The organism is Dolichospermum sp. LEGE 00246 (genome assembly GCF_015207865.1).
Taxonomy (GTDB): domain Bacteria; phylum Cyanobacteriota; class Cyanobacteriia; order Cyanobacteriales; family Nostocaceae; genus Dolichospermum; species Dolichospermum heterosporum.
In genome coordinates this window covers 1-12,259 of record NZ_JADEWA010000126.1, presented here as the reverse complement: position 1 = coordinate 12,259, position 12,259 = coordinate 1, and the positions used below count along the sequence as shown (strand labels likewise).

The 12,259-nt window shown below is 36.6% G+C and carries 15 protein-coding genes; 3 read left to right on the top strand and 12 right to left on the bottom strand.

The window, feature by feature from the left end:
* Positions 1-219 precede the first annotated feature (219 nt).
* The 7 genes from IQ228_RS10890 to IQ228_RS10860 all read right to left on the bottom strand — a co-directional run bounded on the left by IQ228_RS10890 (position 220) and on the right by IQ228_RS10860 (position 3,834).
* Positions 220-828, bottom strand: coding sequence for a class I SAM-dependent methyltransferase (locus IQ228_RS10890; protein ID WP_193962845.1), 609 nt, complete (start codon positions 826-828; stop codon positions 220-222).
* Between the two features lie 114 nt (positions 829-942).
* Positions 943-1,314 carry a hypothetical protein gene (locus IQ228_RS10885; protein WP_193962844.1) on the bottom strand — a complete coding sequence of 124 codons (372 nt, stop codon included), beginning with the start codon at positions 1,312-1,314 and terminating at the stop codon, positions 943-945.
* Entirely contained in the window at positions 1,307-2,305 is a 999-nt protein-coding gene (locus IQ228_RS10880; RefSeq protein ID WP_193962843.1) for an LLM class flavin-dependent oxidoreductase, read from the bottom strand. Before IQ228_RS10880 ends, IQ228_RS10885 begins: the two co-directional genes overlap by 8 nt.
* A gap of 18 nt (positions 2,306-2,323) precedes the next feature.
* Complete coding sequence (locus IQ228_RS10875; protein WP_027401698.1) at positions 2,324-2,659, bottom strand: hypothetical protein; 336 nt, start codon at positions 2,657-2,659, stop codon at positions 2,324-2,326.
* A gap of 131 nt (positions 2,660-2,790) precedes the next feature.
* Positions 2,791-3,102 (bottom strand): hypothetical protein, encoded by a 312-nt coding sequence (locus tag IQ228_RS10870; RefSeq protein WP_193962846.1) that lies wholly within the window; start codon positions 3,100-3,102, stop codon positions 2,791-2,793.
* Positions 3,103-3,104: 2 nt separating this feature from the next.
* Positions 3,105-3,368 carry a hypothetical protein gene (locus tag IQ228_RS10865; protein ID WP_015079389.1) on the bottom strand — a complete coding sequence of 88 codons (264 nt, stop codon included), beginning with the start codon at positions 3,366-3,368 and terminating at the stop codon, positions 3,105-3,107.
* Between the two features lie 37 nt (positions 3,369-3,405).
* Positions 3,406-3,834, bottom strand: a complete 429-nt coding sequence (locus IQ228_RS10860; RefSeq protein WP_027401696.1) for a hypothetical protein — start codon at positions 3,832-3,834, stop codon at positions 3,406-3,408.
* A gap of 867 nt (positions 3,835-4,701) precedes the next feature.
* On the opposite strand from IQ228_RS10860, the gene cysK reads away from it, so the two are divergent.
* Positions 4,702-5,643, top strand: coding sequence for a cysteine synthase A (gene cysK, locus IQ228_RS10855; protein WP_027401695.1), 942 nt, complete (start codon positions 4,702-4,704; stop codon positions 5,641-5,643).
* A 280-nt stretch (positions 5,644-5,923) separates the two neighbouring features.
* Here the strand turns inward: cysK and IQ228_RS10850 are convergent, their stop codons facing one another.
* The 4 genes from IQ228_RS10850 to IQ228_RS10835 all read right to left on the bottom strand — a co-directional run bounded on the left by IQ228_RS10850 (position 5,924) and on the right by IQ228_RS10835 (position 7,294).
* Positions 5,924-6,148 carry a hypothetical protein gene (locus IQ228_RS10850; protein WP_027401946.1) on the bottom strand — a complete coding sequence of 75 codons (225 nt, stop codon included), beginning with the start codon at positions 6,146-6,148 and terminating at the stop codon, positions 5,924-5,926.
* 57 nt (positions 6,149-6,205) lie between these two features.
* The gene (locus tag IQ228_RS10845) at positions 6,206-6,514 is read right to left on the bottom strand and encodes a DUF3181 family protein (protein ID WP_027401947.1); all 309 of its coding nucleotides are present in this window, start codon (positions 6,512-6,514) and stop codon (positions 6,206-6,208) included.
* A 118-nt stretch (positions 6,515-6,632) separates the two neighbouring features.
* Complete coding sequence (locus IQ228_RS10840; RefSeq protein WP_193962842.1) at positions 6,633-6,890, bottom strand: hypothetical protein; 258 nt, start codon at positions 6,888-6,890, stop codon at positions 6,633-6,635.
* A gap of 140 nt (positions 6,891-7,030) precedes the next feature.
* The gene (locus tag IQ228_RS10835; RefSeq protein ID WP_027401949.1) at positions 7,031-7,294 is read right to left on the bottom strand and encodes a hypothetical protein; all 264 of its coding nucleotides are present in this window, start codon (positions 7,292-7,294) and stop codon (positions 7,031-7,033) included.
* Positions 7,295-7,962: 668 nt separating this feature from the next.
* On the opposite strand from IQ228_RS10835, the gene IQ228_RS10830 reads away from it, so the two are divergent.
* Both IQ228_RS10830 and IQ228_RS10825 read left to right on the top strand, forming a co-directional pair.
* A complete protein-coding gene (locus IQ228_RS10830) occupies positions 7,963-8,379 on the top strand; it encodes a hypothetical protein (RefSeq protein WP_193962841.1) in 417 nt (138 codons plus the stop codon).
* Positions 8,380-8,411: 32 nt separating this feature from the next.
* Complete coding sequence (locus IQ228_RS10825) at positions 8,412-9,812, top strand: TldD/PmbA family protein (RefSeq protein ID WP_027401951.1); 1,401 nt, start codon at positions 8,412-8,414, stop codon at positions 9,810-9,812.
* 148 nt (positions 9,813-9,960) lie between these two features.
* Here the strand turns inward: IQ228_RS10825 and IQ228_RS10820 are convergent.
* On the bottom strand, positions 9,961-12,259 hold a 2,299-nt coding region (locus IQ228_RS10820), incomplete at its 5' end, for a helicase-related protein (RefSeq protein ID WP_255549964.1).

The following is a 12,259-nucleotide window of genomic DNA, read 5'->3' as shown; positions in this document are numbered from 1 at the left end:
GTTCTAAACCTCCTAAGAGAAAGTTAGATAAAAAGAGAGTTGAAAAATTGAAAAATCACGGCAATTAGGTTTAACTAATCAAGAAATTGTAGAAATATTAGAATTACCTTTAGAGGTCGTTCAAGAGGTGGAAATTTAAACTTGGAATATTAAATCTACTAACTATCTAAGATAGGAAAATGGTGTGTTACGCTATCACTAACGCACCCTACAAATAGATTATTTTTGAAAAATAGTTAATAATACAAATCCCAATAAATCATAGTGACCTACACAAGTTAACCCAGCTTTATTACCCATTTCTTCTCTTTGTTTTTGGCTATAAAACTTAATTCCTGTGTGAGAATGGGGCGTAATTTGACATAGTGATGAGTTATTAACAGTAATATCTACTAAATAAAATTTACCACCAGGAGAAAGTACCCTCGCTACCTCATTTAAAACCTGTTCTGGTTGGGGATAATGTAAGAAACTAATTGTATTAAAAACCGCGTCAAATTGTCCCTCAGCAAAGGGGAGATTTTCCGCATTACCTTCCAGATAAATTAAGCGGGGACGGTGGCGGTTATTTTGTCTGGCTACCCGCAACATTTGGGGAGACAAATCTAAACCTGTAGCTGTGATTTTTGGAAACTGAGTTGCTAATCTATTTAATAAGCGTCCAGTTCCACAACCTAAATCAAGTACATTGGCATTTGGTGGTAATTCAACTTTTGTCAGTAATCTTTTATGGATTGCTTGGTAAATGAAAGAAGGAAATGCCCAATCATAACTATTTGCCCAACGGTCAAATAATTCTTTTTTATTATTGACAAAGTTACTAATCATGGCTGCTATATTTTTGTGTTGATTTTATTATAACAATAAAAAGATAGATCATATAGATCCCCGACTTCTTTGAGAAGTCGGGGATCTTGTCGTAATTAAAATATAATTTAGGACTTACAACCAATCTCGATAAGCTGAAATTTCAGTTACTCCAATTTCAAAGGGTGATCCTTTGCCAAAAGGAGGATAAACACGGATTTTGGCATTTTTAGTCAATCTTTCCAGTCTATTTCCCAATTGGGGAATATTGCTAACTATGTGCCAATAAGCAACTATATCGGGACAGTCTACAATTAACATTAAAGTAGTCTTATCTGTGGTCATGTACCACTGACAATTAGATAGTAATACTTGGGTAATGCGATCGCACGCATAAAAGAAGCATCTACCTATAGACTGTTCCAACTCCAAATGGAGGATACCATCCTCTTTTGTTACCTTTGTCGGAGGTAAATCATCGGGAGGAAGCAAAGAAAATTTAGACATAATTCCGCACCTCTTGATTGTAGCGTTGCAAACTTTCTCGATTTTTTTGCAAAGAAAAAGATGAGGGTTTTAACGCTAGTGTGCTGAGATCTAATTCGTCCTGAAATTTCTTGATTTTGTCACGACAACCATTAACATCACCGATAATTGAATTCTCAATCAAATAGTCTTCATCGAAACAAATATTTGTCCGATCAAATGCTGGTTGTTGAGGACTTTTCTGCATTACTTGAGTCGAGTTAGCCGTCATTTCTTTGCTGAAGTGGCGAATAAAAGGCAATGCTTCATTTACCGCTTCATCATGGGTTTTACCCACAAAAAAGAACCGGGCTAACAGGAACTTTTCAGCACCACTGGAATTAAATTCCCGATACTTATTGACTGTCTTCCGCAATCTTTCTAGAGAAAAAGGCGGACCACCCATTAAACCGAAAGAATTTTCAGCAGCAAATTTAACTGCATCATCGTCACCACTAGCAACATAGATGGGAATTGGTTTTTGCAATGGTTGGGGATGAATTGTGAGATTTTCACATTGATAATATTCGCCATTAAATGATACATCAGTCTCATATAACAGCTTTTGAATCAATGCTACTGACTCTAACATTCTGGTGCGAGATTCCTGGGTTGTCACCCCAAAATGTTTATTTTGCTGTGGAAATGGTCCACCTTTGGCTACCCCAAAAGCCAGCCTCCCACTACAAAGATTATCCAAAGTGGCGATATCTTCAGCCACGCGGATTGGCTGATGAAATGGCAATAATACAGCCGCAGTTCCTAGACGAATTTGTGAAGTTACACCCGCCAAATGTGCCAATAACAGCAGAATTGAAGGACTAAGATTGAACTCATTAAAATGATGTTCCGTTACCCAAGCCTCTTCAAAACCTAAACTTTCAGCCTCTTTTACCAATAAAACTTGCTCAAAGATAGTCCGTCTAGCATCTAGGTGATGATTTTCGTAATTGCAGAAAAGTCCTGTTTTCATTGTTGACCAAATATTAGATTAGGCTGCGACTAATTGCAACTCCAACCATAATCGAGGTTCGGACTGCTTTAACTTCGACATAGGGTCACGTAGCAATCGTTTAGCATTCAGACAAACTACTTGAATTAACCCCATATTTTCGGCTAATTCTCTGAGGATTTCTTTTTTGGATTGGATACAGGGCATTATGTCTTCTCGACAATAAATTCCTATATATTGAAACCGTTTTGCAGGTCGTCCCCAAAAACAAGTAATAACTTTCACATGACAGCCTTCTAAGAGTTCTCCCACGGCTGGGTAATAGTCATTTACGACTCTAAGAAATTCTTGGGCTAGGATGTCTTCAGTAATCATCTGACTGATTCTTCTGTAGCTTCCATAACTCTATTAATTATAACATATAATTGTTATTTAAACCTGACAAAATAAATAAAATCAATAAGATCCCCGACTTCTTTAAGAAGTCGGGGATCTAAAACTTTCAACTATCGAGAATTGCGTTCTGCTACTAAAACATCAGCAATGATATCTGGTAGACTTTTCAAATCGGTATATCCTTCTGAACCAGAAATTGGGGAAATAAAAGTATAGTTAGGATCACAAACTCCTGTGTCATAAACCTGCATAACCCATCTATCAGGTAATCCCTCTACACCCAATTCTACAATGTACCAACTCTCACCCATTAACCGAGAATTAATCACTGTAAACCAATCTCTATAATCATCAGCAATATTCCAATCTGCCAAAAGAAATTCTAATGATATTTTTCCAGCATCAGTTGAAGTCAATAGCATCATTACTCCTGAGTGACAACTTGATTAGAAACTTCAGGGTATAAACCTAATTCTTTTGCCAATTGTTTAGCAACAAAAAATAGAAATTGCGCTCCATCTTGATTACCTTGATGAGCAAACATTGTGGCTACTTGTAACATTGCTTGCACTAAACCAGAATCAATTAATTCAGGTTGTGCTTCCAAAACTTCTGGTTCTTGACCATTAGGACATTGGAGAAGTTCATCAATTAAATTAAAATACTGTGTTTGGCGTTCATCTGTCATGATAATTTAGTTTATGGTGAATGATTAATTTGAAAAATTACTGTTCGATGCTTTGTTGCCACATTCTTTCCAACATGGCAATGTGTTCTTTTAATACAGCAGCACGGTAGACAAGATATCTGTCATAAGCGATAATTCCTATACCAATACAAATCGGTGTTACTAAAAATAACCATTGCAAAATTGTTGCTAATTTATATTTTTTTGCCGCAATTTGGATTTGATGTAGAAAATTATTTTCAGATAATTTAACCTTGACTAAAGATGGCTGAGTGTTGATAATTCTTGTTTGGGGAACTAATTGAGGAGATGCTATATTTATTTTCGGCAATTCACAGGATAAATTCTGTGTTTTAACGAACTCTCTATGTTGTCCCCAAACTATAGCAAATACTACTACCCCTGGAGAAATTAATGCTAAAGTTACCAAACTTACGGTAAGCACATTTAAAAGTTTGACTTTCATGTTTTCTCCATTACCAGGTATCAACTACCTAGAAAGAAAATTTCTATTAGTAGGTTTATTTTTCGCACCTTTTTTATTCAAAATATGCTTATCAAAATCTCCTCAAAACAAAATTCTTTCCTTTTATATTCAGTAATACAGACAGGATTGAGATAACTTTTGAGAAATATAGGAGTTAAGAAGTCCCCCCTGATTCGTCAGACTTGCATCTTAGGAACTTCGGGGGGTAGAGGGGAATCTCTGCGTAAATCCTATATCGTTTATATCAGTTGCCCTTTTAGTCCTAACTTTAAGTGAGTTGAATTAATATTATTAAGATGATTACGATAATACTCATAGTCTGTCATCCTGACTGTGCAAGCATTAAAAAAAATATTTGGTGTGGGGGTGCTAGTATTTTTTGAGTGGGGTACTAGCATTTTTGAGGGAGGGGACGGGGTATTTTGTACTCAAAGCCAAACTAATATCGGCTATTGGTTTGAGATATTTATTAGGGAAGATTCACAAGTACAAACTGTACTCAAATGACAGCATCTCATGACAAGACTAGACCTAAGATATCTTGAATAACTCAGAAACAAAATTAAGATATTCTAAGGAAGGTAGAACAGTATTATTTTCAACAATCAATACCCAACATGAGTGTTGGGTTTCATGCTATTGCTCCGCAACGCTCACGCGAACAACCCAACCTACGAATCAAGACTTTTTTCAATTTGGCGAAGGTATTAACAATTAGGAATATTTTCTTGTGGGAATAGACAGAAATTATGGTAAAATGGCTATGGCTAATATAAAGAACTAATCAGATAAATATGTAACCGAAATAGATTAATATATAAATTTTAGGAGTTTAGGAGTTAAAAAATGCGAATTGCTAAAGACGTAACAGAACTTATTGGAAAAACGCCATTAATTCAGTTAAATAAAATTCCCCAAGCCGAGGGAGTAGTAGCTAGGATAGTCGTCAAACTAGAAAGTATGAATCCTGCGGCTTCTGTAAAAGACAGAATTGGCGTAAGTATGATCCTTTCCGCTGAATCTGAAGGTTTAATTTCACCGGGCAAAACCATTTTAGTTGAACCAACATCTGGTAATACAGGTATCGCTTTAGCAATGGTAGCAGCCGCCCGTGGCTACAAGTTAATTTTAACTATGCCAGAAACCATGAGCCAAGAAAGACGGGCTATGTTGAGGGCTTATGGTGCAAGTTTGGAATTAACACCAGGAACCCAGGGAATGCGGGGCGCAATTAACAAAGCAGAGGAAATTGTTGCCAATACTCCTAATGCCTTTATGTTACAACAATTTGCCAACCCAGCTAACCCGAAAATTCACCGAGAAACCACCGCTGAGGAAATTTGGGCGGATACTGACGGAGAAGTTGATATCTTAATTTCTGGGGTAGGAACGGGCGGCACAATTACTGGTATTGCTGAAGTAATTAAACAACGCAAACCAAGTTTTCAAGTTATTGCAGTTGAACCTAGTAACAGTCCGATTCTATCAGGTGGTAAACCCGGTTCTCACAAAATTCAAGGAATTGGTGCGGGATTTATTCCTGATGTTTTGCGTCAAGATTTAATTGATGAAATAATTCAAGTGGAGGACGCAGCAGCAATTGAATATGGACGGAGATTAGCTAGGGAGGAAGGTTTATTATCAGGAATCTCTTCGGGTGCGGCTTTATCTGCTGCTATTGAAGTTGGTAAACGCCCAGAAAATGCGGGTAAATTAATAGTAATGATTCAACCTTCTTTTGGTGAACGCTATTTAAGCACCGCATTGTTTCAAGATTTAATGAGTTAAACATTTTGTAAGGTTGGGTTGACGTATGTTACCCAACATTTACCCGGTAAAGATTGTAGAGACGTTCCATGGAACGTCTCTACAGGGGTTTCATGTCACGCATATTTACAGCGATTTTCAATCTTATGAGGTACATCTTAGCCCCCTCATCGCTTGCGGGGAGGGGGTTGGGGGTGGGGTTCTTGTTCCGGGTTTGATGACAATTTGCTGTCAATACAATCTATGGGGGTAATACCAATTATAATTATAGGGTGATTTATCTCACCCTATGTAATTAATATTAAGCTGCTACAGATTCTCTTTCTCTAAATTTGGCATCTAACCAACAGCGTGGTAATTTTTCCCCAGAAGGAAACACTAGTTCTTCTTTTTGATAAATGTCCGTTTCTTGTTCTTCTTGTCCTTCTTGGTCTTGGGCATGGACAATTTTACTAGTGGGGTCTAATAGTTCTTGAACATCAACTATTTTCACTAAATCGCGGCTATCTTTGATTTGTAAAAACATATTGGTCAACCTCCATTATTTAAATGTGTAAATTTGCCAATGGAAAGAAAATGAAGCTTAGATTTCCCGTTGATATTTTTCGACAATATCTACTAAGGTAACTTGACATTGTAAGGGCAACAAATTAATTAAAGATATTTCATTTCTGCCACCGCCAACTTTAACAGTAATAGATTCTAAAGCAGCAATGACTTTTTCTTCATTAACAGCCTTAGCAGTAATTAAAGGATACAATTTTTCAGCAACAATATGGTGCAACTTGGCATCAGCTAAATAAAGATGCCATTTTGCAATATCTATATAAACACTTTCACCAATTTCGGCGGCTAGGGTTTCTAGTAATTCTGTGGTATTAGTTTTAGCCATAAATATAACCTCTTTGTTAGTAACATCGGGATATCTTAGCCTATTTCATATTATTACTCAATTAGCTAGACTTGATCTACTACCACAGGTGAGAATTCCCTAGCTTGTTTTTCTCTCTTTAGGTAGATTTCGGTGGAGTTTGGTCGTAATTAGCGATCGCACCAATGTAAATTAGATGCAGCAGCAATACTCCTACCCAACCAATTGTTACCCCAGGAAGCCATTCCCAGGCAGTAGTTTTCAAAATGTGGAAAAACCACAACCCAGAATTGACAGTTGCACAAATACCGACATGAACAGCGAAATTCATGCGATCATCTAGTTTACGGAAATCTGGATCTTTGCGATCTGGTTTGCGAGGCCAACGGGGAGGCATAAATATAAATGTTCGTGACAGCAGTTAACGCACCTTATTTATTGTAAGGTGTTTGGGGTTGACTTGCTCAGATCCGCAAATAATTTCACCCATCTGGGGATAAGATAATATTGATGGTGTTCCCCAGATGGTAATATAGGCTATAAACTCTGCACAGTTGACTCTGCATAGCTAGTGGGGGCAAATTCGCTGCCTCTGGCACTAGGTACTAAAGTCCAACCTGCTTTCAAGAGTTTTTGATAAGTGGCCCAACCCTTAGAACCGCGAGGGATGCGATAGTCTGGAACTGAAAATTGCGGAAAAGCTGTGTAAGGTCGCCAAGGTTGTCCAGGTGCAGTTTGCAGGTGTAAGATCTTTTCATCATCGCCGCTAGACTTAGATAACCAGCACATTTGTCGAAGCATAGTAAACTCCTTGATGGTTTAGCTGAAATATCACAAGGACGCTGACTGCGGATATTTAGTGGTGTGGGAAACTGTTATCAAAGTGTTTTTCATTCCCAATCTAAAATTCCGAATTAGTATGACATATTTTGATCATGTCATACTGCTACCAAATTCCGATGAAGCTACATAAAATCAGATTTCTAGAATCATTGACCGCAGATAAACGCAGATAAACGCGGATAAGGACGGATGAATTCATGGATTCGATGATTCTGTGCAGTCTCAGATAAAGTTGGTATGAATTGTGATAGAGTTGTTTTGACCTTAAATATAAGGTGATAAAGATTATTTTTGTCGGGTGAATTATTTAGGAAGGCAAACTCCTGTAGGTTGCTGTTTATTGAAGATGGCAAGAGGCAAAAGAAATGGTTTTTTGATTCTTGATGTTTCTTACTATGTGAATATTTTTATCATGTTATCCACTGTTGCCAGAATCGGATGTATCCATAGTTACGATTTTGTAAAAATTATTAAAATTTTATGAATCAGGAGAGTTAGAAGGGTTGGAATGCTTGTCAAATCAGCAATTAACGGATTTGAGTTTGTGGTAAAATGATTAACTATCACCGTTATGATTTAAGATAGCTATGTATTTATTTTTCTATTGATATAGATAAGCGCAGATCATGAATAAACCAGTTATTTGGATCAATGGAGACTGTCTGAGTCCCCACAACCCTGCACTCCAAGAATATCCCCAAGCCCCAGCCCTTTGGGTTTGGGATGATGCTTTAATTGCAGAATGGCAAATTAGCCTCAAACGCCTGACTTTCATTTATGAATGTTTGCTAGAATTACCTGTAGAAATTCGCCGGGGAAATATAGCAGAACAAGTTTTAGCTTTTGCGAAGGAACATAATACTAATTTAGTTATAACTACAGATAGTCCTAGTCCCAGGTTTGATGATATTTGTGATCAAATAGAAAAGTCTGTAAAGTTAGAAGTTTTGGCAGGAGAACCGTTTTTTGAATATGACGGATATATTGATTTAAAGAGGTTTTCTCGTTATTGGAAAGTAGCAGAAAAATATGTTTTTGAATAAGAAAATAAATGTAATTTACAGCAATTTATAAAATGACAACTAAACTTACTGATGTTCAAAATCTCCTCTCAGATTTAATTTCCCGTTATTCTTCCCGGGTGGATTATTTGATGATTCGCTTAGAAGAGGCTGAGGGAACGGATATTGTCTTGCGTGGTGATAGGGTGGAAACTCTCAGCGAGGGAATTTCTATTGGTGGTCATGTTCGCACTTGTTATAAAGGTGGTTGGGGATTAAGTAGTTTTAATAAACTAGCAACCATTGAAGAGCGCATAGAAGAGGCGATCGCCGCAGCCCGGATAGTGGGTGATGAGGAAACTATACTTGCAGCCATTGATCCCGTACAAGCCGTATGTAAATTACCTCTGTTGGGTACTGATCCCCGTCAGGTTTCGCTAAAGCAGAAAAAGCAATTATGCGATCGCTATACTGACTTACTTAAAACAGTTGATCATCGAATTACTACCACCTCAGTTCATTATAGTGACAGTACCCAAAGAGTAATTATTATCACATCCGAAGGAACTTTCATTGATCAATCTTGGGTAGATATGGAAATGCGCTTTGCAGCCACAGCCAGGAATGGGGAAACTGTCCAAACTGGCAGAGAAACCACTGGTTCTCGCAAAGCCTACGAAGATCTAACTAATTTAGACACACAAGTTAAAGGTGCAGCAGAAAGAGCGGTTACGTCTTTATCTTTACCATCTGTTAAGGGTAATACTTATACCGTAGTTATTGATCCTATTCTCAGCGGTTTATTTGTGCATGAAGCTTTTGGACATCTTTCTGAAGCAGATATGGCTTATGAAAACCCTGATATTCTGGAAGTCATGACTCTAGGACGACGTTTCGGACCCGAAGAACTGCAAATATTTGATGGTGCTGCACCCCAAGGACATCGCGGTAGTTATTTTTACGACGATGAAGGTACACCAGCGACGACTACCCAGTTAATTGAAGATGGTGTATTAGTTGGTAGACTGCATTCTCGTGAAACTGCTGGGAAATTAGCAGAAAAACCCACAGGAAATGCCCGTTGTCTGAATTATCACTATTCCCCTATTGTGAGAATGACAAATACCTGGATTGAACGGGGGAGAACCCCAGTTGCGGATTTATTTACGGGGATTAAAGAAGGTGTTTTTGCCCAAAATTGGCTAGGAGGAATGACGAACGGGGAAATGTTCACTTTCAGTGCTGGGGAAGCTTGGATGATTAGAAATGGCAAAATTGCTGAACCTGTAAAGGATGTGACTCTTTCCGGTAACGTTTTCCAAACCCTCGCAGATATTGAAGCCATTGGTGATGATTTTTACTGGGATGAATCCGGTGGTTGTGGTAAAGGTGGACAAAATGGTTTACCCGTCGGTTGCGGTGGTCCGAGTTTACGGATTCGGGATGTTGTCGTGGGAGGAGAAAGTGGAGAATAGTTCTTCCTTATCAAGATTTAGTATAACATATTTTTTGGCGCGAGTCAATAGCTTCAACCCATAAAACGCGAAAAATTATCATTCATTTTAGATACCCGACTCCTTGGAGAAGTCGAGTATTTTATTTTTGGTGACTTATGGGAGATGTTTAGGAAGAAAGAATCAAATTTAGCACATTTAATTCATGAGAATTTAATAGGTACTTTTCTGTAAATATTTTGTTTCTGATTTCTTCTAAGCTATAACTTCTAAATACCACAAAGGGAAATTCTTTGTAATTATGACCAATTGGTAAAACATTACCAACGGGATATAATAAACGAATGTAGGTAGATAAAATATCCCGAAAAAGTTGATCTTCCGGTTCTTGGGGTTCATTTTCAAAATATTCTTTCATTGCTTCCCCACTAATAAACGCAAATAATGGTAAAGCGTAATATTGATCATTGTGTTGACTACTTTGTTCGAGTTTTTGGGTTTTCTTGACATCATCTTTGAGATTTTTCACTAATTCTATAGCATCTTGAATAGCAGATCGTAAATTTTCTGGATAATAAGATTTGCGGCGGGTAATTTCGTGCATATTTTTCCACAGTTCTTCATTAGCGTAAGTTGCTATATCAGCTAGTCGCATTTGATAAGTTTCTTCTAATTTATTATTAGCAATAGGTACTACCAGCAAACCACCACTAATATAACCAGGTTCAAGTTTTCCAAAATCTAGTAACTTATCTAAAGTATGAGAAATTTCTGAAAATTTGTTGTTAAAACACTTTTGTAGTCCTAAATAATTAGACTCAGTTGTACTTTGAATGACAAAATCTGCTCGTCCGAGGAGATTTTCTAAATTTGTATAAACTTGTTTTAGCAATATATCGCTTTTATTGTGTTGATATTCTGTTTTTAATTGACGAATCAGGTTGACCATTTGAGCAGAAAATGTTTCTCCAGCAGCAAAAACAGATTTTCCACCGATAGGAATCAGCATAAAATTATCTCGACCTATACGACTATAACCAAAAATCCGGGTCATGATAGAACCTTTTAAAATCAATAATATATTTAATAGACTCAGCGCACTTTCTTGTAAAGATATTTCTGCATCATCTTGATAATACACTGCTCGTTCTGCTAAGTAAAAAATTAGTTCTTTTTCTTGACTATCTATATGCTGATTTCCCCGACCCCTGTAAATAACTTGAATTATTTCCATAAGGTTTTTTTCAATTTCAAATTTAGGAATTTCTACTAAAATGTGTTTAGCTTTAGGAAAAGATAACCCCCGACTACCGCAAGCAGTCATAAAAATGACTTTGACATTTTCCTGAAATTTATGAATTTCTTTCTTTTCGTTCTCAGAAATATTTGCGTGTATTTCTAAATAATCTGTACATTTTTCAAACTTCCCCCAGTTTCGCTTAATTTTATCAATTAATTCTGCTAATTTACGCTTGTTTTGAATATAAACAATTATTTGTTCAACATCTGACCGTTGAAGGAGAGATTCAATATCTTTTAAAATCTCAGTTTGTAACCCAGATTCTAAATTATATTGTTGCTTTAATCCCCCTTCTTCCCTAAATCTACAAGATTCAACTAATACTTGATAACTAATAGATAAACTGCTTGCTGGGTAGGAGTTAGTATTAATAACAGTTGATTCTAAACCTTTAAATATTAATGGTTGAATAGAAAGAGGTTGAGCCGTATCTACAGCGCGACGGAAATATATTTTATCTGGTTCTGGGGAGGTATCAGATAGGTGTTGAATAATCACGTTTTTATCAACAATAGAAGCATCAGCAACAATTACTTTAGTATTAAAACCATGTTGAGAATCCATTAATTGATACTTTTCTATTATTTGATGAATTCCATTTAAAAACTCCACACCTCCATCATCACCTGTAATTTCATCTATCATGATAAATAGGTGTTTAATTCTCCCAGATATTTCTTGCATTTTTTGCGGTAAAACTTTACCATCTGAGGTATTATAAGCATTTCTAAATATCTTATTAAAATGCTTTAATGTATTACCAGCATCAGTCATTTTCAAGGATTGAATAGAAGCAGTTGCGATAATATTATTTGATATTTTTTGTTCTACAATTGTGGAAATAGCTTCGCAAATGCTATTGAGAACACCCTGCTTTTTTTGTCCCACATCTTGAATTACATCTTCCTTAGTTCGCTGAAATCTGTCCGAACGTCTGGCTTTTTGTTCAATATCTCTACTATCGAGAAAGTCAACAGACTTTTCAATAAATTTACCCTGACGCTGGTTAGATGTGTATTGAACTGTGTAACGACCAAAATTATTTGTAATTAAGTTGCTGTTAGTATTTATAGCCAATAATTTGTCATGAGATAATTTTCCGGTATTTTTATCCTTAAATTTTTCGATAATATCCAAATTAACTTGTTTGCGAGGACTAACATAAAAG

Coding starts and splice junctions, on each gene's coding strand:
- IQ228_RS10845 (WP_027401947.1), bottom strand. CDS start 6,514: ATGGCTAAAACTAATACCACAGAATTACTAGAAACCCTAGCCGCCGAA.
- IQ228_RS10860 (WP_027401696.1), bottom strand. CDS start 3,834: ATGAAAGTCAAACTTTTAAATGTGCTTACCGTAAGTTTGGTAACTTTA.
- IQ228_RS10835 (WP_027401949.1), bottom strand. CDS start 7,294: ATGCTTCGACAAATGTGCTGGTTATCTAAGTCTAGCGGCGATGATGAA.
- IQ228_RS10840 (WP_193962842.1), bottom strand. CDS start 6,890: ATGCCTCCCCGTTGGCCTCGCAAACCAGATCGCAAAGATCCAGATTTC.
- IQ228_RS10830 (WP_193962841.1), top strand. CDS start 7,963: ATGAATAAACCAGTTATTTGGATCAATGGAGACTGTCTGAGTCCCCAC.
- cysK (WP_027401695.1), top strand. CDS start 4,702: ATGCGAATTGCTAAAGACGTAACAGAACTTATTGGAAAAACGCCATTA.
- IQ228_RS10865 (WP_015079389.1), bottom strand. CDS start 3,368: ATGACAGATGAACGCCAAACACAGTATTTTAATTTAATTGATGAACTT.
- IQ228_RS10875 (WP_027401698.1), bottom strand. CDS start 2,659: ATGATTACTGAAGACATCCTAGCCCAAGAATTTCTTAGAGTCGTAAAT.
- IQ228_RS10890 (WP_193962845.1), bottom strand. CDS start 828: ATGATTAGTAACTTTGTCAATAATAAAAAAGAATTATTTGACCGTTGG.
- IQ228_RS10825 (WP_027401951.1), top strand. CDS start 8,412: ATGACAACTAAACTTACTGATGTTCAAAATCTCCTCTCAGATTTAATT.
- IQ228_RS10870 (WP_193962846.1), bottom strand. CDS start 3,102: ATGCTATTGACTTCAACTGATGCTGGAAAAATATCATTAGAATTTCTT.
- IQ228_RS10885 (WP_193962844.1), bottom strand. CDS start 1,314: ATGTCTAAATTTTCTTTGCTTCCTCCCGATGATTTACCTCCGACAAAG.
- IQ228_RS10850 (WP_027401946.1), bottom strand. CDS start 6,148: ATGTTTTTACAAATCAAAGATAGCCGCGATTTAGTGAAAATAGTTGAT.
- IQ228_RS10880 (WP_193962843.1), bottom strand. CDS start 2,305: ATGAAAACAGGACTTTTCTGCAATTACGAAAATCATCACCTAGATGCT.